Below are 24667 nucleotides of genomic sequence, written 5' to 3'. Positions count from 1 at the left end.
GACGGGTGCGCCGTTGTTGCGGGCACGGCCGGAAAGGGCGCTCGCCTCGAACGCGACAGCCCGCACATTCGAACCACGTCGCCAACGGCGCAAGACAGCCTCCTCCCTCCAAAACCCGAGTTCAGATGCGCTCAGCACGCCGAGGGCGCAACCGCATCGGGTGGGGTGCGCCGTGGTTTCGCGCGGTGTGACGCGCATCCGTCTGGTACGGCCGGTGCCCCGGGATCGCGGACCAGTTATAGGCTCGCGAGCGTGGGAGTACCAACAGCAGTGCCGCTTTCGGCGGAGCCGGGATCGGACACAAGGTGGCCGAAGCGCGCTGAACAGGCCCGCTTGCACTATGTCTCCGGCAAGGGAGGCACCGGCAAGTCAACGGTCGCCGCGGCGCTGGCCCTCGCGCTCGCCGCGGGCGGGCGCCGGGTGCTGCTGGTCGAGGTGGAGAGCAGGCAATCGATCGCGCAGTTGTTCGACCTGCCGCCGCTGCCGCCGACCGAGACACGGATCGCCACGGCCGACGGCGGCGGCGAGGTGGTCGCGCTGGCGTTGGACATCGAGCACGCCTTCCTCGAATACCTCGACATGTTCTACAACCTCGGCTTCGCCGGCCGCGCGATGCGCAGGATGGGCGCCATCGAGTTCGTCACCACGATCGCGCCCGGTCTGCGCGACGTCATCCTCACCGGCAAGATCAAGGAATGCGCGGTTCGCGTGGACAAGTCCGGCAAGCGGGTCTATGACGAGATCGTGGTCGACGCACCGCCCACCGGCCGGATCGCCGGCTTCCTCGACGTCACCAAAGCGATGGCGGAGGTGGCCAAGGGCGGGCCGATCGCCTCGCAGGCCGAGGGTGTATCCCAGCTGCTGCACTCGGACCAGACCATGATCCATCTGGTCACGCTGCTGGAGGCGCTGCCGGTGCAGGAAACCGCCGACGCCGTCGCCGAGCTCACCGCCGCGGACCTGCGCATCGGCACCGTGATCGTGAACCGGGCGGCCGAAGGCCAGCTCCCGCCCGAACTGCGCGCCCGGGCCGCCACCGGTGATCTGGACGCCGACGCCATCCGCGCGGGCCTGGACTCCGCCGGGATCACGCTCCCCGACAGCGACTTCCAGGGCCTGCTCACCGAAACGATCGAACACTCGGCCACGCTGCAAGCACAGGACGACAGCGCCGAGGAATTGGCCAAGGTCGATATCTCGCGGCTCTACCTGCCCGCCCTCGCCGACGGAATGGACCTGGGCGGACTGTACGAACTAGCCGAACACCTCACCGCCCAGGGAGTCCGATGAGCACGCCGACCCACCCCGCGGCTGCCCCGCTGGACATATCGCGGATCATCGCCGACCAGTCCGCCCGCGTAGTGGTCTGCTGCGGCTCCGGCGGCGTCGGCAAGACGACCACCGCCGCCGCCATCGCGCTGCGCGCCGCCGAGCAGGGCCGCAAGGTCGTGGTGCTGACCATCGACCCCGCGCGCAGGCTGGCTCAGTCACTCGGCGTCGCCGACCTCGGCAACAATCCGCAGCGGGTGGCGCTGGGTCCCGAGGCCAAGGGCGAGCTGTACGCGATGATGCTCAATATGCGTCGCACGTTCGACGACATGGTGCTCGAGCACACCAGCGCGGAGAAAGCGCAGCAGATCTTCGCCAACCCCTTCTATCAGACGGTCGCCTCTTCCTTCGGCGGGACGCAGGAGTACATGGCGATGGAGAAGCTGGGCCAGCTGGCCCACCGGGGCGAGTGGGACCTCATCGTGGTCGATACCCCGCCTTCGCGCAATGCCCTCGACTTCCTCGACGCACCCAAGCGGCTGGGCAACTTCCTCAACGGCCGCATGATCCGCGTCATCATGGCGCCCGGCCGCGGCGTGACCCGGCTCGTGACCGGCGCGATGAGCCTGGCGGTACGCGGGGTGTCCACCGTCGTCGGAGGGCAGATGCTCAAGGACGCGTCGAATTTCCTGCAGTCCTTGGAGTCGCTGTTCGGCGGCTTCCAGGAGCGCGCCGAGCGAACCTTCGCGATGCTGTCCAAGCCGGGCACACACTTCCTGGTGGTGGCGGCGCCGGAACCGGACGCGCTGCGGGAAGCCTCGTTCTTCGTCGACCGCCTCTCCACCGAGCGCATGCCGCTGGCGGGGCTGGTGCTCAACCGCACCCATCCGGTGCTGAGCTCGCTGTCGGCCGATCACGCCCTCACCGCCGCCGACCAGGTGGCGGACTCCGATCCGCTGACCGCGGCGGTGTTGCGGGTGCACGCCCGCCGAGTCGCCACCGACAAACGGGAACAGCACCTGCTGCATCGGTTCACGGGCGCGCATCCGCGAGTGCCGATCGTCTCGGTCACCGCGCTGCCGTTCGAGGTGTCCGACCTCGACGCGCTGCGTGTCGTCGGCGATCAGCTCGCGGGCACGGTGCGCGCCACCGCCTGATACTTAGGCGTATCCGCTATCGCTCCGGACGGAAATATCCGTCCTGAAACGAAACTGAGCCCGCTTGCGCGGGCTCCGTTTCGATTTGGCGGGACTACATAGCCACTTGATGCTGACGCTGGGCCTGGAAGAAATCGGCCCACGAGGTCACTTCCGGATGCTGCTTCAACAAGGCGCGGCGCTGCCGTTCGGTCATGCCGCCCCACACACCGAACTCCACCCGGTTGTCGAGCGCGTCGGCGCCGCACTGCATGAGCACGGGACAGTGCCTGCAGATCGTCGCGGCTTTGCGCTGGGCCGCGCCGCGCACGAACAACTGATCGGGGTCCACTTCCTTGCATCGGGCCTGGGCTACCCAGGCGATCCTTGCTTCGGCCTGCTCCACGTCCAATCGAGCGATGGGGGTTGTCATGTGCATTTGGTGTGCCCCTTTGCAGTCCGAACACCGGTCAACGGCGCTCCAGAATCGCGTTGTCACCACGCAGCACCCAAACCCCGCTGCGAAGTGCACCACATTCCACTTTGAGTGTTAGCTCTATCACACTGGGTTCTCAATCTAGGTAAAGGTATGGCGCTTGCGCAAGACCACCTCGAGATTTTTTGGTACGTCCGTCCCTGCAAGTCCGGGCGCGCACTGGACGGGCAGGCAGATTGCGTGCGCGCCCTCCGGCGACACGCCGGGTGCGATCGCGCGACACGCCCATTCCGGTTCGCGAACAACCAGTTCCGGGCTCCGGACAAATGCCGCCAAGAAGGCTCGGATGGCACCCCGTAGTCTTGATTCGTGCCGATCACACATACGCTCGCGCGGCTGGCCGGCAGCTGCGTGCTGGCCTCCGTGCTCGTCGCCGGGTTGTTGTTCCCGCTCGCCGGCGGCTTCGGGTTCGTCTCCAACCGTGCCGCCGACGCCGTCGACAACGTCTCCGCGGAGCTGGTCGAGGGAACGGTCCCCGCGGTCTCGACCATGGTCGACGCGGCGGGCAATCCGATCGCCTGGCTGTACGAGCAGCGCCGATTCGAGGTGCCCAGCGACCGGATCTCCAACGACATGAAACTGGCGATCGTGTCCATCGAGGACCGTCGCTTCGCCGAGCACGAGGGCGTCGACTGGCAGGGCACGCTACGCGCGTTCCTCACCAACAGCGCCAGCGGCGAGGTCCAGCAGGGCGCGTCGACGCTGGACCAGCAGTACGTGAAGAACTTCCAGCTGCTGGTGGTCGCCAAGACCGACGCCGAGCGCCGCGCCGCCATCGAGACCACTCCCGCCCGCAAGATCCGGGAGATCCGGATGGCGCTGACGCTGGACCGGGAGCTCACCAAGGACGAGATCCTCACCAGGTACCTCAACCTCGTCCCGTTCGGTAACTCCTCCTACGGCATCCAGGACGCCGCGAAGACCTACTTCGGCGTCGACGCGGCCGAACTGAACGTCTCGCAGGCCGCGATGCTCGCGGGCATGGTGCAGAGCTCGTCCAAGCTGAACCCCTACACCAACCCCGACGGCGTGCTGGCCAGGCGCAACACGGTGCTGGACACCATGATCCAGAACATCCCCAGCCGCGCCGAGGAGTTCCGGGAGGCGAAGACCAAGCCGCTGGGCGTGCTGCCGGAACCCAAGGGCCTGCCGCGCGGCTGCATCGCCGCCAACGACCGCGGCTTCTTCTGCGACTACGCGCTGCAGTACCTGGCCAACGCGGGCATCAGCCGCGAACAGATCGAGAAGGGCGGCTACCTGATCCGGACCACCCTGGATCCGGCCGTGCAGGACTCGGTGAAACGCGCGGTGACCGAAGCGGCGAACCCGAACCTGGACAACATCGCGGAGGTCATGTCCGTCGTCGCGCCGGGGCAGGACACGCATCCGGTGCTCGCGATGGCCAGCAGCCGCACCTACGGCCTGAACCGGGACGCGAGCGAGACCGTGCAGCCGCAGCCGTACTCGATGGTCGGCGACGGCGCGGGCTCCATCTTCAAGGTCTTCACCACGGCCGCGGCCATGGAGAAAGGTCTCGGCATCAACGCCCAGCTCGACGTGCCAGGGCGGTTCGAGGCCAAAGGCATGGGTAACGGTGGCGCCCGCGGGTGCCCGGCCGCCACCTATTGCGTCGAGAACGCGGGCCGGTACAAATCACCCATGTCGGTGACGGAGGCGCTGGCCACCTCCCCGAACACCGCGTTCGTGAAGCTGATCCAGGCCGTCGGGGTCACCCCGACCGTCGACATGGCGGTTCGGCTCGGCATGCGCTCGTTCACCGAAGCGGGCACTTCGGGCCACGGCAACCAGAGCCTGGCCGACATGATCAAGGGGCAGAACCTCGGCTCGTTCACGCTGGGACCGGTGGCGATCAACCCGTTGGAGCTGTCCAACGTCGCGGCGACGCTGGCTTCGGGCGGCCGGTGGTGCCCGCCGAACCCGATCAAAGAGGTCATCGACCGCCAGGGCAAGCAGGTCCCGCTGACCCAGCAGGCTTGCGAGCAGGTCGTCGAGCCGGGCCTGGCCAACACCTTGGCCAACGCGATGAGCAAGGACGACACGGCGGGCACGGCGGCGGGCGCGGCCCAGTCGGCGGGCTGGAACCTCCCGATGTCGGGCAAGACCGGCACCACCGAGAGTCACCGCTCCTCGGCCTTCCTCGGCTTCACCAATGCGCTGGCCGCCGCGGTCTACGTCTACGGCGACAGCCCGACGCCCGGCGAGATCTGCTCGTTCCCGCTCCGCAACTGCGGCGACGGCAATCTGTTCGGTGGTAACGAGCCCGCGCGGACCTGGTTCAACGCGATCAAACCCGTGATACCGCTGTTCCCGCCGCCGGGCCTGCCCCCGCTGGACGACAAGTATGTGCGCGGCGCGAACAACGCCCAGGTACCCGACGTGGTCGGCATGCCCCAGGGCGAGGCGACCGCCAAGCTGGTAGCGGCGGGCTTCCAGGTGTCGCCGGTCACGGGCGCGGGCGATCGCCCCAAAGGCACCGTGATGGGCACAGCGCCGAACGGGTCGGCCATCCCCGGCTCAGTGATCACGCTGTACATCAGCGACGGCACCGTCCGGGCTGCGCCGCCGCCCGGCCCGGCCGCGCCGCCGCCGGGCATCCCGGGACTGCCGCCACCGCCGCTGCTGCCACCGATCCCTATCCCGATCCCGATCCCGCGCTGACAAGAGAAAGGGGCCGCGAACCACATGGTTCGCGGCCCCTTTCTCGTCGCTGCCCTACAACCGCGCCTTCACGGCCGCCGAGATGCGCGAGCCGTCGGCCTTGCCCGCGGCGAGTCCGGTGGCGATCTTCATGACCTGTCCCATCTGGCGCATCCCGGGACGCTCGCCGATCTCCTCGGCGACCTGCGCGATGGCGGTGTCGGCGAGATCGGCGACCTCGGCGTCGGTCAGCTGGGTCGGCAGGTACTCCTCGATGATGCGCGCCTCGGCGTGCTCGTTCGCCGCCAGTTCGCCGCGCCCGGCCTGCGTGTAGACCTCGGCGGATTCGTTGCGCTTCTTCGCTTCCTTCTGCAACACGGAGACGACCTCGGCGTCGGTGAGCTCACGGGCCTCCGAGCCGGCGACCTCCGCGGTCTGGATCGCCGACAGCAGCATCCGCACTGTGGAAAGGCGCAGCGTGTCCTTGGCTTTCATCGCGGCGGTGAGATCCGCGCGCAGCTGCGATTTGAGTTCCGACATGCCGCTCACGGTAGCCGCTGCGGCGCGGCGGTCCCACTACATTTGCCGCGCGGCCCGATTTCCCGCCGGAAAAACGGGCGCTTGTGCGGAAACACACTCGGCGCTCCTGCGCGAGGTCACCTATGCTGGGCAAATGCCCGTGATCTCGACCTCTGCTGTACGCACGACCGCGCTGGGAGCCGCCGGGGCCGCGGTGGCCGGAATCGGCTACGCCTCGCTGGTCGAACGCAACGCCTTCGTCCTACGGGAGGCGACCATGCCCGTGCTGGCGCCGGGGTCGTCGTCGCTGCGGGTGCTCCACCTCAGTGACCTGCACATGACGCCGGGGCAGAAGCTCAAGCAGCAGTGGCTGCGGGAACTGGACCGGCTGGAGCCCGACCTGGTGATCAACACCGGCGACAACCTCTCGCACCAGAAGTCGGTGCCCGCGGTGGTTCAGGCCCTCGGCGGATTGCTCTCCCGCCCGGGCCTTTTCGTTTTCGGCAGCAACGATTACTTCGCGCCGGTGGCGAAGAACCCGCTGAAGTACTTCAAGAAGGACCACCGCCGCACCTTCGGCGCTCCGCTGCCGTGGAAGGACCTGCGCGCGGCCTTCACCGAGCGCGGCTGGCTCGACCTGACGCACGTGCGCCGTGACCTCGAGGTCGCCGGGATCCGCATCGCCACCGCCGGTGTCGACGATCCGCACCTGCAACGCGACCGGTACGACACGGTCGCCGGCGCCCCGAACCCGCTGGCCGACCTGCGGCTCGGCCTCACCCACTCCCCCGAGCCCCGCGTGCTGGACCGCTTCGCCGAGGACGGGTACGACCTGGTGCTCGCCGGGCACACCCACGGCGGCCAGTTGTGCCTGCCCGGCTACGGCGCCCTGGTCACCAACTGCGGGATCGACCGGTCCCGGGTCAAGGGTCCGTCGAAGTGGGGCGAGCACACCCGCTTGCACGTCTCCGCGGGGGTCGGCACCTCTCCGTGGGCGCCGTACCGATTCTGCTGCCGTCCGGAGGCGACGCTGTTGACGCTGGTCGCCGCGCCGCCGAAGCGGCCCGCAGCCGACACGGGCCACGGAGTGTCGGCATCGGAGGCGATCGCCCGCTAAGGTCCCCTGCCGAGACGTGTGTCAGGTAGGGGACAACTGTGAGTGGATTCGACGACCGGCGCGACGACCCGACGATTCTGGGACGGCCCGCCGGGCCGCCGGTTCCTCGGCAACAGCCCACCCCCGCACCGCGTTCCGCGTTCCCTCCGGCAAGAGACGACTTCGCCGCTCGCCCGCCGGACGACGGAGCGCATCCGCCGCAATCCGGCGCACCGCAACAGCCGTCGCAGGGGCAGTCCGGCGGGTACGACCAACCAGTCCAGCCCGGTATCACGCCATGGCAGCGCGGCCGAGAACAATCCTCGGGTCATCCGGAGCAGTGGCAACCCAGCTCACAAGAACACGCCCCCACGTCTCCGTGGCAACCGGGAGCCGCACCGACCGACGGTGGCGGACCGCCGCACCCGTGGCCGGCCGACCCCGCCACCCATTGGCAGCCGGGTCAAGAGCCCGCACCCACACTCCAGTGGCAACCCGCCTGGCCGGGCGATCCCGCCTTGTCATGGGCGCCGGACACACCCGCGCAGGCCGATCCGACCATGCTCGCCCAGTCGCCGGGTGGCCCGCAGCCAGGAGGACAGGACCGAAACGATCCGACGATCCTGGCTCGACCCGCCGGGCAATGGCCGCCGCAGTCCGACCCGGATCCCGCCCACGGGCGCAACGATCCGACCATGCTCGGGCAACCACTCGGGGCGCTCGACCAGTCCGGCCCGGTCCGCAACCGAAGGCTCGCCGCCGTGCCCGACCTTGCCGACTCGACGCCGACCCAGCTCGGCTATCCGGTCGAGGTCGGCCACCCGGCACAAGGTGGGCATTGGCAACCCGCGGGCGGCCCCAGACCATACGGCACAACGCCCGATGGCCCGTATCAACCCGGCTACGGTCCGCAGGGCGGCTTCGGGGGACCGCCACCGAACGGTCCGAACGCCCGCGACCGGGGAATGCTCGTCCTGACGATCGGCTTGGCGGTGCTGCTCGTGGGCGGTCTGGTAGCCGGGGTAGTGGCCCTGACGAAGACCGACAAGGACAACGCCGCGCAGGATGCGACGCCGTCGATGGTGGACGCGCTCACCACGACCACCGAGCCCGCGCCCGCGCGGACCACCGCCACGTCCGCCCCCACGACAACCGCCCGGGGTTCCGGCGACAAGAACCCCGTCATCCCCGGGTTCCAAGTCGTCAGAGCGCCCGACAGCGGCGCGGCCTACGACGTACCCGCCGACTGGACGATCGCGCCGCAAGGCACCATCGGCGGCTTCGGCGAGCCACCGAACGCCGTCGCGGGTAAAGGCTTGGCCAGCGAGGGCAAGGGCTACTGCCCCGGTTCCACCCGGACCGTCGCTTTCCTCACCGGCTCGAACACCTCCGATCCGGGAAAGGCGGCCACCGAACTCGGCACGAGAACCGCCACGCTCGCCTACAAGGCGACGCCCGGCGGCACGCCCGGACTGCCCATGCCGTTGGCGTCGCTCGACGGTTCCCAGCACGGCATGTTCGTGGAGACCAAAGGCACCGTCGCCGACGCCAAGCCCGGCTGCGCGAAGGCGTACTCCGTCTACACCGCCGCGTTCCCCAACGACGAGGGAAACTTCGTCATGGTGATCGCCGCCGACACGGGCGTCCCGCACGCCCTCGACGCCGAGACCGCCAAGCGCATCTTCACCAGCATCCGCCCCCTCGCAGGGTGACTGACCTGCCGGTTTAACGTCTCGCGCCACCCTGTTGTAAGCTACTCCAGGTTCGCTTCACGGGGTGTGGCGCAGCTTGGTAGCGCGCTTCGTTCGGGACGAAGAGGTCGCAGGTTCAAATCCTGTCACCCCGACTCGTGGTTGAGACGACGGGAAGGCCCCTGACCGGTATACGGTCAGGGGCCTTCTCCGTTGCCCGGGACAGCCGGAGCGACGCCGATGCCGGTAAGCAGCATCAGCCCGGAATCAGCTCCCAATCCCCACCCGCCGGGAACAGCGGCAACGAATGCAGCCGCGCCGCTCCAGGCAGGATCAATGACGATCTCGTACTCAGTGCTGTCGAACGCGTCCAGCTGTACCACGGTGGTACCGCTCTCGTCGGTCGCGACGATCCGGCCGTCGATCATCTGATCCACACCGTCGGCGAACTGTTGGATTCCGTTCCAATCGAATGCCACTGCCCCAGTGGCCACCCTCTCCCGGAACTGGGCCCAGGTGATGCCAGTGGGTGATCGTCCGAAAACCCCGTCGAAGTCCTCCACCGTCCACCGCCAGTTGTTCGGCGGGAACAACTGAAGCACATCGCGTAGGGACACCAGCGTTCGCTGGGAGGTCCACATGGGAATCATTTCGGTGATCATTCGAGGTGTCCTCAGCGGTAAGTGCTGGTAGGCCTGTCGCATGGTGTCGGATCGGGCTGTGGCCGTGTGTCAGATCTCGATCCGCCGTTTCCACCATGGGAGATCGGGCGGGGCGAACGGATCGTTGACCGTCCGGGCGATGATGCGATCGTCGAGCGGTCCGAGCTCTCTCCGCAGTTCTCGTCGGGCCCGGGGCCGGAGAGACCAGGCGGTCCGCTCCAGCAGCGTCCTGACGTGGTAATCGCCGCTGCGCAGGTCCGAGTCGTCAGGTCCGTAGACGGGTGACGGGTCTCGAGGTGAACGTCGGCCCGTATAGGCCCATCGCCGGAAGGCGTGGGCGACGGACCCGGGGCGCAGGCCGTGGGCGCGTTCGAAATCAGCGATCTGGCGATTCGCACCGGCCGAGAGCCGTCGTATGACAGGAGGTCGCCGGTAGATAGCTGGAGGTCTGGCGCGTGCGGTGCGTAGCGGTAGCCGTGACCTGATCTCGCCCGGTGATCGACGAGGCATGGGAACTTCCAGGGGACAGGTACTGATGGGTTCCCCGCTGAACCTAGCAGCACGTAGCTGCTGGCCTCAATGGCACGCGGTCGCCGGATGAATGCCCCGTTTGGAGGGGTGGCAGCCCGTTCGAGCCGGGCCGAGTCCGAGGGGAGTCCACTCGATGTGGGCTCCCTTATGCCTCAGGGTTTACGACCATCTCGCCCGCTACGACAGGGAAGGCGCAGTGATGCGATGGGTAGCGACAAGGTAGCGACCGGAAGCGGGCGCGAATCCTCGCGGCGGTGGGGCCCGAACCGCCCCCGGTTCCACCGAACGCCGGTTAGCCTCGGAACAAGATCGACCGAATCCGAAGGGCAGCACCGGCTATGCACGGACCCACTTCCCCATCCGCGCCGAACGAGGGTCTGCTCGCGGGCAAGACCGCGGTGATCACCGGAGCCAGCCGTGGCATCGGCCTGGCGATCGCGATCAGGTTCGCGGCGGAGGGCGCGAACGTCGCCATGATCGCCCGCACCCAGGAGCCGCATCCCAAACTGCCCGGCACCATCCACACCGCGGCCGCTCGCGCCGAAGCCGCGGGCGGGGCGGTGCTGCCGCTGGTGGCGGACGTCCGCGACGACAGGGCGCTGGCCGACGCCGTCGAGCGGATCGTCGAGCGTTTCGGCGGCATCGACATCCTGGTCAACAATGCCGGATCGGTCGATCTCACCGGCGCGGAGCAGATCGGCATGCAGCGCTACGACCACATGCAGGCGGTCAACCTCCGCGCCCCGTTCCTGCTGTCCAAGCTGACGCTCCCGTACCTGCGCACCTCGGCCCGAGCCGGGCGCAATCCGCACATCCTCACGCTCTCCCCACCCCTCAACATGAACCCCGGGCAGGTCGGCAACGGCGTCGCCTACACCGTCTCCAAATACGGTGTCAGCATCGCCACGGTCGGTCTGGCGCACGAATTCCGGTCCTACGGCATCGCCGTGAATTCGCTGTGGCCGCGGACGAAGATCGACACCGCCGCGGTCCGCAACCTGCTCGGCGGTGCGGAAGCCGTCGCCGCGTCCCGCACCGCCGACATCTGCGCCGACGCCGCCCTGCTCGTGGTGACCAGCCCTGCCGCGACAAACACCGGTCGGCTGCTGCTCGACGAAGAAGTGCTCGCCGCCAACGGAATCACCGACCTGGACCGCTATCGCGTCGTTCCCGGTGACGGCGCGCTGGCCAACGACCTGTTCATCGACGCGTAATGAGACCGCTCGCGCACCGCGCGAATTCGCGGGTCTACCAGGCCCTTTCACGAACCAGGCCGATCATGGTCCATGGCCTCGGCATGTGCTTGCCCGTTACAGTGTGGCGATCGGGGTCGTCACCGGAGCGACGCGAGAGACCGCTTCTACGCGTGCGCGCGACCGGACTCGGGCATTTGTTCCACGCTGCCGGTTCCGCGGCCGCTGCGAACACTCGCCATCGCCGGTACACCCGACACGGGGCGGACGGCCGATTCTTCGTAGGTTGTTCCGGCCGGATGCGGGAATATCATCGCTGGAACCTTATTTCCGCAATCGACGAAAGGTCGGCAGATGAGCAAGCCCGTCGATAGCGTGCCCGCGGACAAACCGCTGTCCGGGAAGACCGCGCTGGTCACGGCGGCCTACACCGGGATCGGCAGGTCGATCGCGAAAACGCTTGGCGCGCATGGTGCACGGGTCGTGGTGCACCATCCGCACTTCCCCGAGCCCGCCGCCGACGTGGTAAAGGAGATCACCGAGGCCGGCGGCGCCGCGCTGGCGCTCGCGGCCGATATCGCCGATCGCGGCGAGTACGAGGAGCTGGTGCAGGCGCTGCTGGAGGAATGCGGCGGGTGGCATCTGCTGGTCAACACCGCGGCGGTGCCGGAATCCGAGCCGTTCCCGAAGCTCAGCTCCGAGGCGTTCGACAGCGCGTTCGCGGCGACGGTGAAGGGCGTCTTCCACGGCCTGCAACTGGCTTTGCAGCACTTGGCCGACGAGGGCCGGATCATCTCCGTCTGCGATCCCGCCGCCCCGGGCAGCGCGGTGCACGACGCGACGCGCGGCGCGGTCGAGCAGCTCGGCCAGGCCGTGGCGCCGGATTTCGTAGCGCGGCGGATCACGGTCAACACGGTCAGCTATGGCGTCGGCACGACGGACAACGCGGAACTCGAGACCGCCCTCGCCGCGATGCGGCCGACCGAGCCGAGCGCGGTGGTCGCCTATCTCGCCGGTGACGCCGCGAGCACGGTCAACGCACAGGTCATCCGGCTCGACGGCACAAGCGGCCGGTAACGGTGCGATTCCCGACCGGCGCGCCCGTCCCGCAACGGGCGCGCCGCCGGACGATCACGCGACGACCGTGCCGCCGTAGGAAGTGAATCCCCGGCCCAGCGCCTGACAGGTGAAGCTGCCGTGGAAGCCGACCTGGCACGACGCGCCCGCGTGCTCGACGATGGGACCCCACTGCCCCGAACCGGTCCGCACGTCGTAGATGCTGGGATTGCCGCCCGGCAGGGTGTAGGGCGTGGCCGGGTCGAAGGTGGGATGCGCGGGCAACCACGGCTGGTCGATCGCGATCTCGTTGACCGGCACCGGCACCGGGACGTAGGTGTCGCCGACGTAGTAGCTCAACCGCAGTGGAGCGGCGAAATCACATCCGAGCGAGCCGTCCGCGAAGATGGCGCAGTTCATGCTGCCCACCGAGAAGTAGACCGTGCCCGGGTCGGCCTGGGCGGAACCAGCCGCTAGGATCGGCGCCACCGCTACGGCGGCGACTGCTCCGGCGAACTTCGTGCTGCGCTTCATACCGTCTCCTTGATGCTCACTGATGGACAACCGACTCGATGAGTCTGTCGGCCCGGCGCGGGATTCCGTTTCGTCCCCGCTGTCGGACCGGTCGGCGGGGCACAGCGTCGCGACCGGCGCGGTGAGCAGACGCTAACGCGGCGATAACTTACGGACACTCCACCGAAATGGGAGGTCAATAGCGTATACAGGCATGTCGACACGGATAGCGACCCTGGCGGACGCGGCGGGCAAACCGCTGCGCGACGTGGTGTACGCGGCGCTGCGCAGCGAGCTCATGAACGGAGACATCAAGTTCGGCGAACGGCTGACCGAACCGAAACTCTCCGCGCGCTTCGGCATCTCGCGCACGCCGGTCCGCGAAGCGCTGACCGTCCTGTGCTCGGATGGATTGCTGCAACGCGAAGAATACGGCTTCAGCCCGGTACGGCCGAGCATCCCACTGATCCGTGACCTGTACGAGCTGCGAATCACGCTGGAGCTGGGCGGTTTACAGCGCGCGATGACCAATCCCGCCGTCACGCACGACCGGGAACTCCTCGAATGTGAGCGCGCCGCCTGGCTGGAGCTGCGCGCCGACCCGCCGGAACAAGAACCCGGTTTCGTGGTGCGCGACGAGGAATTCCACGTCACCCTGCTCACCGCGGCGGGCAACACGGAGATGGTGCGGGCACTGAAGGCGGTGAATTCTCGCATCCGCCACGTACGGATGTACGACTTCATGGTCAACAACCGGATCGAGACCACCATCGCCGAGCATCTCGGAATTCTCGACGCCGTGCTGGCCGACGACCTCCCGCTCGCGTATCGGCTGCTGCACACGCACATCGGTGAATCGCTGGACGTGGTGCTCGAACGAGTCACCCGCGCGATCGCGGCGATGTCGCTGGCTACGGATTAGCAGGGAGCGGTAGTGAGTCTGGAATTCGATACGGTGCTCGTCGCCAATCGCGGCGAGATCGCCTGCCGCATCGTGCGGACGGCCCGGGCACTGGGGCTGAAGACGGTCGCCGTGTACTCCGATGCCGATGTGAGCGCCGCGCACGTCGAGATGGCGGACGTCGCCGTGCGGCTGGGACCGGGCCCGGCGGCGGAGTCGTATCTGCGGGCCGACCTGGTGGTCGAGGCGGCGCTGACCGCCGGAGCCGGAGCCATTCATCCCGGCTACGGCTTTCTCTCGGAGAACGCCGATTTCGCCACCGCGGTCGAGCAGGCGGGCATCGCGTTCGTCGGGCCGACCCCCGAGCAGCTGCGCGTCTTCGGGGACAAGCACACCGCGCGCACAGCGGCGCGCGCGGTGGGCGTACCGCTCATCCCGGGCAGCGACCTGCTCGAATCGGCCGATCACGCGGTCGCGGAGGCGGAGCGGATCGGTTTTCCCGTGATGCTGAAGGCGGTCGGCGGCGGTGGCGGCATCGGCATGCAGGCATGCTTCGGCCCGGACAAGGTGCGCGCGGCCTACGAGCGGGTGCAGCGCATCGCGGCGGCGAACTTCGGGTCGGCGGGCGTCTTCCTGGAACGTTTCGTCGCGCGCGCCAGGCACGTCGAGGTGCAACTGTTCGGCGACGGCCACGGCCGCGTGGTCAGCCTCGGCACCAGAGACTGCTCGCTGCAACGCCGCAATCAGAAGGTGATCGAGGAGGCGCCCGCCCCGGGTCTCGGCGCGGAGCTGTCGGAGCGTCTGCTCGCCGCGTCCCGGGAGCTCGCCCGTTCGGTCGGATACCGCTCGGCCGGGACGGTGGAGTTCGTCTACGACGCCGACAGCGGCGCCGCGTCATTCCTGGAGATGAACACCCGGCTGCAGGTCGAGCATCCGGTCACCGAGGCGGTCACCGGCGTCGACCTGGTGGAATGGATGCTGCGCCTCGCCGGCGGCGACACCTCGATGGTCGATGAACAGCCCGAGCGGGGACCGGCGATCACCGGTCACGCGGTGGAGGCGCGGGTCTACGCGGAAGATCCCGGCCACGACTACCGCCCGAGCGCGGGTCTGATCACGGCCGCGCACTTCCCGGACGACGTCCGGGTGGACACGTGGGTCGCCACCGGCTCGGAGGTCAGCCCGTATTACGACCCGCTGCTGGCCAAGGTGATCAGCACCGGGGAGAGCCGAACGGACGCCTTCGCCGCACTGCGCACCGCACTCGCCGAGACCCGGATCTACGGCGTCCAGACGAATCTGCCGCAAGTCCGCCGAGCCGCGGCGGACGGCCGGGTGCTGCGCACCGAGCACACCACCACCACGCTGGCCGAGATCCGCCCGGTCGGCCGCCGCATCGACGTGCTGCGCGGCGGCACCATGACCACCGTGCAGGACTACCCCGGCCGGATCGGCCTGTGGGAGGTCGGCATTCCGCCGTCCGGCCCGATGGACGACCTCTCCTTCACCCTCGCCAACACCGCGGTCGGCAACCCGGTCGGCGTCCCCGCGCTCGAATGCACCTTGCAGGGCCCGCAATTGCGCTTCTCCGACACCACCGTCGTGTGCGTGACCGGCGCGCCCGCGCCGGTGACGGTGGACGGCCGTCCGGTGGCGATGTGGGAGCCGGTCACCGTGGCCGCGGGCGCGTTGCTGGACATCGGCGCACCCGCCGACACCGGCCTGCGCACCTATCTGGCGGTGCGCGGCGGCATCGATGCGCCGCTCTACCACGGCAGCGCGGCCACCTTCACCCTCGGCGGATTCGGCGGTGTGACCGGAAAGGCGGTGGCGACCGGCGACGTGCTCGGCATCGCCTCGGTGGACGCAGGCGCACTCGGCGCACCCGCCGCGGTGCCGGCGGGAGACCGGCCGACGTTCACCCACGACTGGCAGCTCGCGGTCGGCGTCGGTCCGCAGACCGCGCCCGCGTACTTCACCGACGCCGACATGACCCAGTTCTGCACACACCCGTGGCGGGTCGGCAGCCACGCCAACCGCACCGGCATCCGGCTGGAGGGCCCGAAACCTGCTTGGTCGCGCAGCGACGGCGGCGAGGCCGGGCTGCACCCGTCCAACCTGCACGACAACCCCTACAGCGTGGGCGCGTTGAACGTCTCCGGTGACACGCCCATCCTGCTCGGGCCCGACGGCCCCAGCCTCGGCGGCTTCGCCTGCCCGCTCACCGTGGTGTCCGCGCATCGCTGGCGGATGGGTCAGTTGCGTCCCGGCGACACCGTGCGGTTCGTGCCGGTCGACGACGACAAGGCGGCCGCGCTGCGCGCGTCCGACGGCAGCCGCGTGCCGGATCTGCCCACCGGTTCTCCCGCCGCGCTGCGGGATCGCGGCGTCCTCGGCGGAATCGAGGCGTCACCGGACCGGCCGCGGGTGCGATACCTGCGCGGCGGCGACGACAACGTCCTGGTCGAGTACGGCGAGATGGTGCTGGACCTCGGGCTGCGCATGCGGGTGCACGCGCTGTCCGAAGCCCTCGCGGGCGTCCGGCTGCCCGGCATCCTCGACGTCACCCCTGGCGTCCGCTCCCTGCACATCCACTTCGATCCCGAAGTGCTGCCGCACTATCGACTGCTCGGCACGCTGGCCGAACTCGAAGCCGAGCTGCCCGCCACGACCGATCTGGTGGTGCCGAGCCGCACCATCCGGTTGCCGCTGTCGTTCGACGACCCGTCCATCGCGGAAGCGATCGACCGTTACCGCAGCGGTGTGCGCGACACCGCGCCGTGGCTGCCGTCGAACACCGAGTTCATCCGCCGCATCAACGGGCTCGACAGCGTCGACGACGTGCGCGCCACGGTCTTCGACGCCGAGTATCTGGTACTGGGGCTCGGTGACGTGTATCTCGGTGCGCCGCTGGCGGTTCCGCTCGATCCGCGGCACCGCCTGGTCACCACCAAATACAACCCGGCGCGTACCTGGACCCCGTCGGATGCCGTCGGCATCGGAGGCAAGTACCTGTGCGTCTACGGGATGGCCTCGCCAGGCGGTTACCAGCTGATCGGCCGAACGGTGCCGATCTGGTCCAGCTATCGGCAGTCCGCGCCGTTCGAGGCGGGCACGCCCTGGCTGTTCCGGTTCTTCGATCGCATCGTCTGGGAACCGGTCGGCGCGGAGCAGTTGCTCGAATACCGCGCCGCGGCCGCCGCGGGCAGGTTCGACGCGGAGGTGAGCGAGGGCAGTTTCGCGCTCGCCGACCATCTGCGGTTGCTGCGCACCGAGGCAGGCGCGATCGCCGAGTTCGAAGCCAGGCAGGCCGCCGCGTTCGAGGCGGAGAAGGACGCGTGGCGGGCGGCGGGCGAGTTCGAACGCGGCGCCGTCGCGCCCGCCGCCGCACCCATCCACGACCCGCTGGCAGGGCTGCCCGCCGACGCGACCGTCGTCACCGCGCCGATGATCGGCAATGTCTGGCGGGTGGAAGTCGAGCCCGGGCAGCGGGTCACGGCGGGTGCGGCGGTGGCCGTCCTGGAGGCGATGAAGCTCGAACTACCTGTGCACAGCCCGGCCGCGGGCACCGTGCTGAAGGTCCTGACCACGTCCGGCGCCAAGGTGGAGCCGGGAACGCCCCTAGTAGTGATCGGAGCCGACTGAATGCCCCCAGGCGTCCTAGGCAACACCGCAGTCGACCCCATCGCACGCGTCGCGGCCGCCTATCGGCGAATCGCCGAAGTCGATCGGCCGGAGGTGTGGATCACCCTGCGACCCGAATCCGAGGTCGCCGCTGAAGCGGCCGCGCTCGCACGGCGGCTCGCCGCCGGAGAGGCCCTGCCGCTGGCCGGAGTGCTGGTGGCGGTGAAGGACAACATCGACGTGGCGGGCCTGCCGACCACCGCGGCCTGCCCGGAATTCGCCTATCAACCGGAGGCGACCGCGGCGGCGGTCGAGCGATTGCTCGCGGCGGGCGCGCTGGTGCTGGGCAAGACGAACCTCGACCAGTTCGCCACCGGGCTGGTCGGGACGCGCAGCCCGTACGGCGCGGTGCGCAACGCCCTCGATCCGGAGTTGGTGTCGGGCGGGTCGAGTTCCGGTTCCGCCGCGGCGGTGGCGCTCGGCATCGCGGATATCGGAATCGGCACCGACACAGCGGGTTCCGGTCGCGTGCCCGCGGCATTGCACGGGATCGTCGGCCTCAAAGCCACCTTGGGTGTGATCCCGGCGCACGGAACCGTGCCCGCCTGTGTGGATTACGACGCCGTGACGGTCTTCGCCGCCGACCTCGACTCGGCGGTCGCCGCGGCCGCTGTGATGGCGGGCCCGGAGCCGCGCGACCCGCGTAGCCGGACTTGGCCCGCCGACGTCCGGTTGGCCGCACCGCTCACGCCGCGCATCGCCGTGCCGCGTTCCGAGGATCTGGCCCCGCTCAGCGAGCCATATCGAGAGTCGTTCGCGCGCACCGTCGCCGCTGTCGCCGACACCGGCGCGAAAACCGAGGAAATCGACGTCTCCGTCCTCCTCGACGCCGCACTGCTGCTCTACGACGGCGCGATCGTCGCCGAACGCTATGCCGCGGTGGGCGCGTTCCTGGACACCGCTCCAGCGGGCGCCGACCCGACGGTCGCCGCCATCATCGGGGCGGCGCGGGAGAAGTCCGGCCCGGCGTTCGCCGCCGATCTCGACACGCTGACCCGCGCGAAGGCAGCGGCCGCCGACCTGCTGCGCGGTTTCGACGCACTGCTGCTGCCGACCACCACCGAACATCCGAGCATCGCCGCCGTACAAGCCGATCCGATCGGCATCAACCGGCGGATGGGCACCTACACCAACTTCTGCAACCTGCTGGACATGGCCGCCGTCGCCGTCCCGGGCGCACCCACCACCGATGGCGCTCCGTTCGGGGTCATGCTGGTCACCCCCGCCTTCGCCGATCAGGTGGCCGTCGACATCGCCGCCCGCCTGCTCGGCCTGGCGAGTGCGCCGCTGCTCGTCGACCAGGGTGTCGACCTGGCGGTCTTCGGAGCGCATCTGCGCGGGCAGCCGTTGCACTGGCAGCTGGAAAACCTCGGCGCCCGCTTCCTGGGCCCGGTGCGGACCACCGACGCCTACCGCTTGACCGCGCTCGACACCACTCCGCCCAAGCCGGGACTGGTGCGGCACGGACCGGGCCGCGGCGCTCCGATCGAGGGTGAGCTGTTCCGGGTCTCCGCGGCCGGATTGGGCGCCTTCCTCGCCGAGCTTCCCGCTCCTATGGCCCTGACCAGCATCGAACTCGCCGACGGGCGCGATGTCGTCGGATTCACCTGCACCCACGATGCCGCGGCGGCCGCCACCGACATCACCCATCACGCCAGCTGGCGGACGTACCTGCGGCATCGTTCCTAGCTCCTGCTTCGCACCGGTGGCCCATGGCCGCGAGTGTTCCTCGCCGCCATGGGCCATTTCTCATGCCAGCGCATTAGACATTTGTGCTAGACATCCGTGCCAGATTCGTGTTAGACATATGTCTAAGACATTTGGTCAACCCAGCGGGAGTCGAGGAAAGTCATGAACCCCAAGTCCGCAAGCAGCCAGCTCCGCGTGCTCGTCGCCGGCGGCGGCATCGGCGGCAATGCCGTTGCGCTGCAACTGCTCCGGTCCGGCATCCGGGCCACCGTGGTGGAGCGCGCGGCGGCGCCGCGACCCGGCGGGCAGGCCGTCGACCTGCGCGGACCCAGCCGCGAGGTGGCCGAGCGGATGGGCATGATGCCGGGCATCCGGCAATACCAGCTCGACGAGCGCGGCATGAAGTACGTCGACGACGCGGGCCGCGAAATCCTCCGCATGCCCGCCGAGCTCTTCGACGGCAAGGGCGCGGTCGCCGAAATCGAGATCACCCGGGGCGATCTCAACCAGGTGCTACTCGACCTGCTCGCCGCCGAGGGCGGCGTCGATTACCGGTACGGGGAATGGATCACCGACATTCGTCAGGACGACGCCGGCGTCGAGGTCACCTTCGCCTCCGGCGCGGCAGCGCGATTCGACCTGGTGATCGGCGCGGATGGTCTGCATTCCGCCACGCGCCGGATGGCGTTCGGCCCGGAGGAGCAGTTCGCGACGTATCTGGGCGGCTACATGTCGTTCTTCACGCTGGAGCGACCGGAAGACCTGGAGCCGCACTGGTTCACGATGCACTCGCTGGTCGGAGCGACCGGGCTGGGCATGCGTCCGGACGCGGACCCGGCCACCTGCAAGGCGCTCGTGGTGATCCGCGCGGCGGCGGATCCCGCGCTGCGCCGGGATGTCTCGGCGCAGCAGCAGTTCATCCGCGACCGGCTGGCCGGCGGCGGCTGGGAATCCGCCCGCATCGCGGCGGCGATGTCCGAGGCGCCGGACTTCTATTTCGACGAGCTGGCCCGGATCGACATGCCGAGCTGGGTCCAGGGCCGGGTGGTCCTGCTCGGCGACGCGGGGTACTGCGGTTCACCGCTCACCGGGCAGGGAACCGCGATGGCACTGGTGGGCGCGTACGTCCTCGCCGGTGAACTCGCCGCGCACGCCGACAACCCCGCAGCGGCCCTGACTCGTTACGAAGAGGTGCTGCGCCCCTTCGTGAAGACGGCCCAGCAGTTGCAGCCCGGCGGCCTGAGCGCCATGACGCCGAAGTCCCGCTTCGGCATTCGCGCGGGCCACGCCGTCAGCAAGGTGATGATGTCGAAGGCGATGCGACCGGTGATGATGCGGATGTTGAGCAAGACCGAGACCTATGACCTGCCCGACTACTCGACGGCGACCGTCTGAGCCGTGCGCCGTCGGCTCGCGCCTCGACCGGAGTTCCGCGCGGCTCCGGTCGACGGCGTGCCGTTGTCAGCCGATCACGGTTCGGTCGTCGAGCAGGAACGGAAGCACGAAGTCTCGCAGCATCGCTCGTTCCTCGTCTTCGCCGGCGCCGGGCAACGTCAGCAACGACACCATCGCCCGCACCACCCACCGACCGACGCGCTCGGCCGCGCGGGCGGGCAGTCCGGGGCGGAACCCGGCGACGAAGTCCGTGGCGAGCGCATCGACCACACCCGCCGAATTCGCCAGTTCGGCGACGATGCCCGCGTTGGACGGTTCGAACCAGACCGCCAGATGCGGCGTTTTCCGCACCTCCGCCAGCAGCGCGGTCAGCGTGTCGAGCAGCTGCTCCCCCGGCTCCGCGCTCGCGGGCGCCCCCCGATCCCGCCAGACGCGCTCGACCAGCTGCCTCGCCTCCCGTCCCGCGAAGGCCACGTAGAGCGCCTGCCGATTCTCGAAGTAGCGATACAGCGTCGCCCTGGAACAGCCCGCGGCGTCGGCGACTTCGGCCATGCCGACTCCGATGACGCCCTTGTCGATGAACAGCGCGCGCACCGCGTCGAGGATGCGCTCACCGGCCAGCTCGGCGCGACCGTCGGCCAGCCAATCGCCACTCATGCCCTGTCCTTTCCTACCGTGCCCCGCACCGCCCGACCCGGCCGCTCAGCCCCTGCACCGGAACGGCACAGTAGTCGGCCTGCGAACATACGGCCCGTTCGCGTACTCGACCGCGTCGATGTCGACCACATACTCGGGAAACCGATCGAGCAACTCCTCGAGCGCGACCCGGGCCTGCATCCGCGCGGCCGCCGCACCGAGACAGTGGTGCGGCCCGTGCCCGAAGGTCAGGATCCGCTGCGGATTTCGATCGATGTCCAGCTCGGCGGCGTCGGCGCCGAAAACCCGTTCGTCCCGATTGGCGGATCCGAACACCAGCAGCACCTTCCGCCCGGCGGGCACGGTCTTCCCGGCCAGTTCGACGTCGCGCGTCGCGGTCCGCGCCAATCCCTGCACCGGCGAGGTGAGGCGGGCGAACTCCTCCACCGCGACGCGGATCCGGTCCGGTTCCGCGGCGAGCGCGGCGCGCTGGTCCGGGTGCTGTTGCAGTAGTTGCACCGCGCCGCCCAGCAAGCCCGTCGTGGTGTCGTTGCCACCGGCGACCATGGTCCAGGTGTAGGCGAGAATCTGGATCAGCCCGCGCACGTCCGTGTCGTCGGCCGCCATGCCGGCCTGGACCAGCAGGGACACCGTGTCGTCGCCGGGATCGACGCGCCTGCGTTTGATCAAGTCCGCGAAGTACCCCATCATCTCCGCCGACGCCGCGTGCGCCTTGGCGTTCGTCCGATCGATGCTGCCCGCGACGACGGCGTCGGTCCAGCCGTCGAACCGAGCCCGGTCCTGCTCCGGAACCCCGAGGTAGTACGCCACCACCATGCTCGGCAGTGGTTTGAACAGCTGCTCGACGATGTCACCGCCGCCCTGGGCGGCGATGCCGTCGAGCCGGTCGCGCACGAACCGGCGGACCACCGGCTCCACGTCCTCGACTTGGCGCGGGGTGAACCCGCGCGCGACCAGCCTGCGAAAGTCGGTGTGCTGCGGGGGATCCTGCATCACCAGCGGGGGATTGTCGGTCAAGCCGAGTTCGTCGAGTTCGCCGTATTCCACCGTCAGCCCGTCGCGCGAGGAATACGTTTCACTGTCCCGCGCCGCGGCGTAGACGTGCTCGTGCCGGGTGAGCACCCAGTAGTCGTTCTCCGGACGGGCGTCCGGCACGACGTGCGCCACCGGATCGTGCTCGCGCAACGCCGCGTACATCTGCCACGGCGACGCCCAGGTGGGGCCGGAACGGAGTTGGAACACCGGAGCCGCCCGATACGCAACGTTCACCATGTATCGACGGTAAGACAAAACCATCCAACTGTCTAGAACCCGTTTCAGATAGATAGGTGGGCCGATCACCCACACGACCGGCCCAGCCGCACCCATCCTCTCGAACCTGGAGCCGCACCTGTCGGTTACCTTCGGCAGCGGCAACAACAACTGGTTGCCGGTCAGCGCCAGGAAGAGCCTGCGCGAGCGACCGCTCCGCGTTCCGCGTCCGCCGGGCCGGCCACCCCTCGTAGACCGGCCCGGCGGACACCACCCCCGAGGTCCGACCTGTCACCCCTCGAGACAGGTCGGTCCCCGGTTCGCACCTTCGGTGCTGGGCTTGTCCCTCCCTTGCGACAAACAATGCAGGCCCGGGCTTGGCGCGGACTTAAGAACACCTTGCAAGATCAAAAACGCAGGTGAGCGCGGCGTTACCGAGTGGTGCCCGGCGAGCTCCTACCGCCCGGCCGCGGATCGCGGGATGATGGTGGTGAGTGCGCCAACGAGATCGGGAGCGACGATGGAAACCGTGGTGGTCTGGATTCTGGCCAGCCTGCTCTATTGGTGGGGCCTGCTGTAGGTGTCCGAACCTGGCCGACCAACCGGCCAGGTCTACTACAGTTCGTCGTTCAGCCTTCGCGATCCCACGTATACGAACTGCGAGCGGACCCGCGCAACCATGAGCGCACGAGAATTCGCACGTGCCGATGGGCGCGTCCGGCTGCACTCAACTCGCCCCCTACGCGGTGGGCACCCGACTATCGCGGTGACGGAATCCGTCGTATCCACCGCATCGCGTATCGGATCCCGGCGTATCCCCCGGCAGCGCGGGCCATGCCCCGCCACGAGCTCGATACTCGATCCCGGTTGGTTCCGAGAAGGAGTGCAGATGCTTACTGTCCTGCCCATCAGGTACGTCGCCGATGTGGAAGCGTGCCGGACGTTCTATGCCGGGCTCGGGCTGGCGCTCGATCCGAATGCGAGTCTCGATGTGTGGGCGCAACTTTCGGCAGACGCGGGCGCGGTCGGGTTGCACGATTTCCGGGTGTCGAAGGGACGCCCGGCCGGAGCGGTCGAACTCGGGTTCGCGACCGACGAGAAGCTGGAAGTGGTCGCGGACCGGCTGCGCGAGCGCGGCTACGACTACGAGATCCATGACGAGGACTTCGGTCGCAGCTTGCGAGTCGTCGATCCGGACGGCGTGACACTCCAGATCCAGGAGATCGACATGACTGTCGCCAAGGCGTCCGAGTCCGCCTTGGGGTCACCGTAGACCGTTTACCGCCACCTTCGTCACTTCCGCCAGCAGGTCGTTGTTCGCCTCGGCGTCCGCGTCGGACTTGCGGGTCAGGATCGCGATCACCACCGGCGCCCGGCCGCCCTCCGGCCAGACGATCGCGACGTCGTTGGCGCAACCGTAGGAGCCGGTGCCCGTCTTGTCGCCGGTGACCCACTTCGCGGGCAATCCCGCGCGAATGCGTTTGTCACCGGTGGTATTGGCCTTCAGCCAGGCGACCAGCTGGTCGCGCTCGCGTGCGCCGAGCGCGTCGCCCAGCGCCGCGGCACGGTAGTCCGCGGCCAGCGCGGCCGCAGTGGTGGTGTCCCGTTCGTCACCGGGAATCGCGGTGTTGAGTTCCGTTTCCCAGCGGTCGAGCCTGCTGGTCGGATCGCCGAGCGTGCGCAGGAACGCCGTGAGTCCCTCGGGGCCGCCGATCTCGCGCAGCAACAGGTTGCCCGCGGTGTTGTCGCTTCGGGTGATCGCGGCCTCGGCCACTTGCGCCAGCGTCATCCCCTCGGCCACCGCGGCGCTGGTCACCGGGGAGTTCGCCACCAGATCCGCCTCGTGGAAGCGAACCACCCGATCGAAGTATCCCGTGTCGAGCGGACGCGAACGCAGCAGCGCGGCCGCCGCCAGGGTCTTGAAGGTGGACAGGAACGGGAAACGCTCGTCGGCGCGATGGGTGACCGTCCGGCCGGTGCCGGTGTCCACGGCGAACAACCCGACCTGGGCACCGTAGCGGACCTCCAGATCCACCACGCTCGCGTTCGCGGCGGGGCCCGCCTGCACGCTCGATGTGATCGAACCCGGCTGGGCCACCTCGGTTTCGGCACCGCAACCGGCCAGCAGCGCCAAGGCGGCGGCCAGCGCCACCCGATAGTCACGTGTCAGCCGAGGCATGCCAACACTCTGACACCCCCGGCACCTACCGGGCAAACAGGATCGGCCGGACACGCCGGAGGCAGCCGCGCGTCCTCGAACGCGCAGTTGC

General features: G+C 69.1%; 19 protein-coding genes and 1 tRNA gene. 13 read left to right on the top strand and 7 right to left on the bottom strand.

Annotated features, from left to right (window positions below):
• The first annotated feature begins 270 nt into the window (after window positions 1-270).
• Together bagA and bagB are read left to right on the top strand one after the other, a co-directional pair.
• Window positions 271-1290: an ATPase BagA gene (bagA, locus tag QMG86_RS33445; protein ID WP_281881270.1), complete on the top strand. Its 1020-nt coding sequence runs from the start codon at window positions 271-273 to the stop codon at window positions 1288-1290.
• The gene (gene bagB / locus QMG86_RS33440; protein ID WP_281876896.1) at window positions 1287-2426 is read left to right on the top strand and encodes an ATPase BagB; all 1140 of its coding nucleotides are present in this window, start codon (window positions 1287-1289) and stop codon (window positions 2424-2426) included. Before bagA ends, bagB begins: the two co-directional genes overlap by 4 nt.
• A 94-nt stretch (window positions 2427-2520) precedes the next feature.
• On the opposite strand, the gene QMG86_RS33435 is transcribed toward bagB, so the two are convergent.
• Window positions 2521-2844 (bottom strand): WhiB family transcriptional regulator, encoded by a 324-nt coding sequence (locus QMG86_RS33435; protein ID WP_014981178.1) that lies wholly within the window; start codon window positions 2842-2844, stop codon window positions 2521-2523.
• A gap of 366 nt (window positions 2845-3210) precedes the next feature.
• On the opposite strand from QMG86_RS33435, the gene QMG86_RS33430 reads away from it, so the two are divergent.
• Window positions 3211-5580: a penicillin-binding protein gene (locus tag QMG86_RS33430; protein WP_159844392.1), complete on the top strand. Its 2370-nt coding sequence runs from the start codon at window positions 3211-3213 to the stop codon at window positions 5578-5580.
• Window positions 5581-5634: 54 nt separating this feature from the next.
• Here QMG86_RS33430 and QMG86_RS33425 read toward each other — a convergent pair whose 3' ends face one another.
• A complete protein-coding gene (locus QMG86_RS33425) occupies window positions 5635-6099 on the bottom strand; it encodes a GatB/YqeY domain-containing protein (RefSeq protein ID WP_281876895.1) in 465 nt (154 codons plus the stop codon).
• Window positions 6100-6232: 133 nt separating this feature from the next.
• Here QMG86_RS33425 and QMG86_RS33420 point away from each other — a divergent pair, with 133 nt between their 5' ends.
• The 3 genes from QMG86_RS33420 to QMG86_RS33410 all read left to right on the top strand — a co-directional run bounded on the left by QMG86_RS33420 (window position 6233) and on the right by QMG86_RS33410 (window position 9020).
• Window positions 6233-7195: a metallophosphoesterase gene (locus tag QMG86_RS33420; protein WP_281876894.1), complete on the top strand. Its 963-nt coding sequence runs from the start codon at window positions 6233-6235 to the stop codon at window positions 7193-7195.
• A gap of 38 nt (window positions 7196-7233) precedes the next feature.
• Window positions 7234-8886, top strand: coding sequence for a DUF8017 domain-containing protein (locus QMG86_RS33415; protein WP_281876893.1), 1653 nt, complete (start codon window positions 7234-7236; stop codon window positions 8884-8886).
• Window positions 8887-8946: 60 nt separating this feature from the next.
• Window positions 8947-9020, top strand: a tRNA-Pro gene (locus QMG86_RS33410).
• Between the two features lie 42 nt (window positions 9021-9062).
• Here QMG86_RS33410 and QMG86_RS33405 read toward each other — a convergent pair.
• Window positions 9063-9527, bottom strand: coding sequence for a hypothetical protein (locus QMG86_RS33405; RefSeq protein WP_281876891.1), 465 nt, complete (start codon window positions 9525-9527; stop codon window positions 9063-9065).
• An 869-nt stretch (window positions 9528-10396) separates the two neighbouring features.
• On the opposite strand from QMG86_RS33405, the gene QMG86_RS33400 reads away from it, so the two are divergent.
• Both QMG86_RS33400 and QMG86_RS33395 read left to right on the top strand, forming a co-directional pair.
• The gene (locus QMG86_RS33400; protein WP_281876890.1) at window positions 10397-11272 is read left to right on the top strand and encodes an SDR family oxidoreductase; all 876 of its coding nucleotides are present in this window, start codon (window positions 10397-10399) and stop codon (window positions 11270-11272) included.
• 333 nt (window positions 11273-11605) lie between these two features.
• On the top strand, window positions 11606-12328 hold the full coding sequence (locus QMG86_RS33395; protein ID WP_281876889.1) for an SDR family NAD(P)-dependent oxidoreductase: 723 nt from the start codon (window positions 11606-11608) through the stop codon (window positions 12326-12328).
• A gap of 54 nt (window positions 12329-12382) precedes the next feature.
• Here QMG86_RS33395 and QMG86_RS33390 read toward each other — a convergent pair whose 3' ends face one another.
• Window positions 12383-12841, bottom strand: coding sequence for a hypothetical protein (locus QMG86_RS33390; protein WP_281876888.1), 459 nt, complete (start codon window positions 12839-12841; stop codon window positions 12383-12385).
• 193 nt (window positions 12842-13034) lie between these two features.
• Between QMG86_RS33390 and QMG86_RS33385 the strand changes: the two genes are divergently transcribed.
• The 4 genes from QMG86_RS33385 (at window position 13035) to QMG86_RS33370 (ending at window position 20489) form a co-directional block, all read left to right on the top strand.
• Window positions 13035-13742 carry a GntR family transcriptional regulator gene (locus QMG86_RS33385; RefSeq protein WP_281876887.1) on the top strand — a complete coding sequence of 236 codons (708 nt, stop codon included), beginning with the start codon at window positions 13035-13037 and terminating at the stop codon, window positions 13740-13742.
• A 12-nt stretch (window positions 13743-13754) separates the two neighbouring features.
• Window positions 13755-17366, top strand: a complete 3612-nt coding sequence (gene uca / locus QMG86_RS33380) for an urea carboxylase (protein ID WP_281876886.1) — start codon at window positions 13755-13757, stop codon at window positions 17364-17366.
• Window positions 17367-19094 carry an allophanate hydrolase gene (gene atzF, locus QMG86_RS33375; RefSeq protein WP_281876885.1) on the top strand — a complete coding sequence of 576 codons (1728 nt, stop codon included), beginning with the start codon at window positions 17367-17369 and terminating at the stop codon, window positions 19092-19094.
• A gap of 162 nt (window positions 19095-19256) precedes the next feature.
• A complete protein-coding gene (locus QMG86_RS33370; protein ID WP_281876883.1) occupies window positions 19257-20489 on the top strand; it encodes an FAD-dependent monooxygenase in 1233 nt (410 codons plus the stop codon).
• Between the two features lie 66 nt (window positions 20490-20555).
• Here QMG86_RS33370 and QMG86_RS33365 read toward each other — a convergent pair whose 3' ends face one another.
• Together QMG86_RS33365 and QMG86_RS33360 are read right to left on the bottom strand one after the other, a co-directional pair.
• Entirely contained in the window at window positions 20556-21146 is a 591-nt protein-coding gene (locus QMG86_RS33365; protein WP_281876881.1) for a TetR/AcrR family transcriptional regulator, read from the bottom strand.
• Between the two features lie 45 nt (window positions 21147-21191).
• Window positions 21192-22418 carry a cytochrome P450 gene (locus tag QMG86_RS33360; protein ID WP_281876880.1) on the bottom strand — a complete coding sequence of 409 codons (1227 nt, stop codon included), beginning with the start codon at window positions 22416-22418 and terminating at the stop codon, window positions 21192-21194.
• A gap of 868 nt (window positions 22419-23286) precedes the next feature.
• Here QMG86_RS33360 and QMG86_RS33355 point away from each other — a divergent pair.
• The gene (locus tag QMG86_RS33355) at window positions 23287-23670 is read left to right on the top strand and encodes a VOC family protein (protein WP_281876879.1); all 384 of its coding nucleotides are present in this window, start codon (window positions 23287-23289) and stop codon (window positions 23668-23670) included.
• Here the strand turns inward: QMG86_RS33355 and bla are convergent.
• Window positions 23662-24576: a class A beta-lactamase gene (bla, locus tag QMG86_RS33350; protein ID WP_281876877.1), complete on the bottom strand. Its 915-nt coding sequence runs from the start codon at window positions 24574-24576 to the stop codon at window positions 23662-23664. The genes QMG86_RS33355 and bla overlap by 9 nt on opposite strands.
• Window positions 24577-24667 lie beyond the last annotated feature (91 nt).

This window comes from Nocardia sputorum (genome assembly GCF_027924405.1).
Classification (GTDB): Bacteria; Actinomycetota; Actinomycetes; order Mycobacteriales; family Mycobacteriaceae; genus Nocardia; species Nocardia sputorum.
The sequence above is the reverse complement of the archived record's forward strand: the minus strand, read 5'-3'. Positions and strand labels throughout refer to the sequence as shown.

Coding starts and splice junctions, on each gene's coding strand:
- QMG86_RS33355 (WP_281876879.1), top strand. CDS start 23,287: ATGCTTACTGTCCTGCCCATCAGGTACGTCGCCGATGTGGAAGCGTGC.
- QMG86_RS33435 (WP_014981178.1), bottom strand. CDS start 2,844: ATGCACATGACAACCCCCATCGCTCGATTGGACGTGGAGCAGGCCGAA.
- QMG86_RS33420 (WP_281876894.1), top strand. CDS start 6,233: ATGCCCGTGATCTCGACCTCTGCTGTACGCACGACCGCGCTGGGAGCC.
- atzF (WP_281876885.1), top strand. CDS start 17,367: ATGCCCCCAGGCGTCCTAGGCAACACCGCAGTCGACCCCATCGCACGC.
- bla (WP_281876877.1), bottom strand. CDS start 24,576: ATGCCTCGGCTGACACGTGACTATCGGGTGGCGCTGGCCGCCGCCTTG.
- QMG86_RS33390 (WP_281876888.1), bottom strand. CDS start 12,841: ATGAAGCGCAGCACGAAGTTCGCCGGAGCAGTCGCCGCCGTAGCGGTG.
- QMG86_RS33425 (WP_281876895.1), bottom strand. CDS start 6,099: ATGTCGGAACTCAAATCGCAGCTGCGCGCGGATCTCACCGCCGCGATG.
- QMG86_RS33365 (WP_281876881.1), bottom strand. CDS start 21,146: ATGAGTGGCGATTGGCTGGCCGACGGTCGCGCCGAGCTGGCCGGTGAG.
- QMG86_RS33395 (WP_281876889.1), top strand. CDS start 11,606: ATGAGCAAGCCCGTCGATAGCGTGCCCGCGGACAAACCGCTGTCCGGG.
- QMG86_RS33360 (WP_281876880.1), bottom strand. CDS start 22,418: ATGGTGAACGTTGCGTATCGGGCGGCTCCGGTGTTCCAACTCCGTTCC.
- QMG86_RS33400 (WP_281876890.1), top strand. CDS start 10,397: ATGCACGGACCCACTTCCCCATCCGCGCCGAACGAGGGTCTGCTCGCG.
- bagB (WP_281876896.1), top strand. CDS start 1,287: ATGAGCACGCCGACCCACCCCGCGGCTGCCCCGCTGGACATATCGCGG.
- QMG86_RS33370 (WP_281876883.1), top strand. CDS start 19,257: ATGAACCCCAAGTCCGCAAGCAGCCAGCTCCGCGTGCTCGTCGCCGGC.
- QMG86_RS33385 (WP_281876887.1), top strand. CDS start 13,035: ATGTCGACACGGATAGCGACCCTGGCGGACGCGGCGGGCAAACCGCTG.
- QMG86_RS33405 (WP_281876891.1), bottom strand. CDS start 9,527: ATGATCACCGAAATGATTCCCATGTGGACCTCCCAGCGAACGCTGGTG.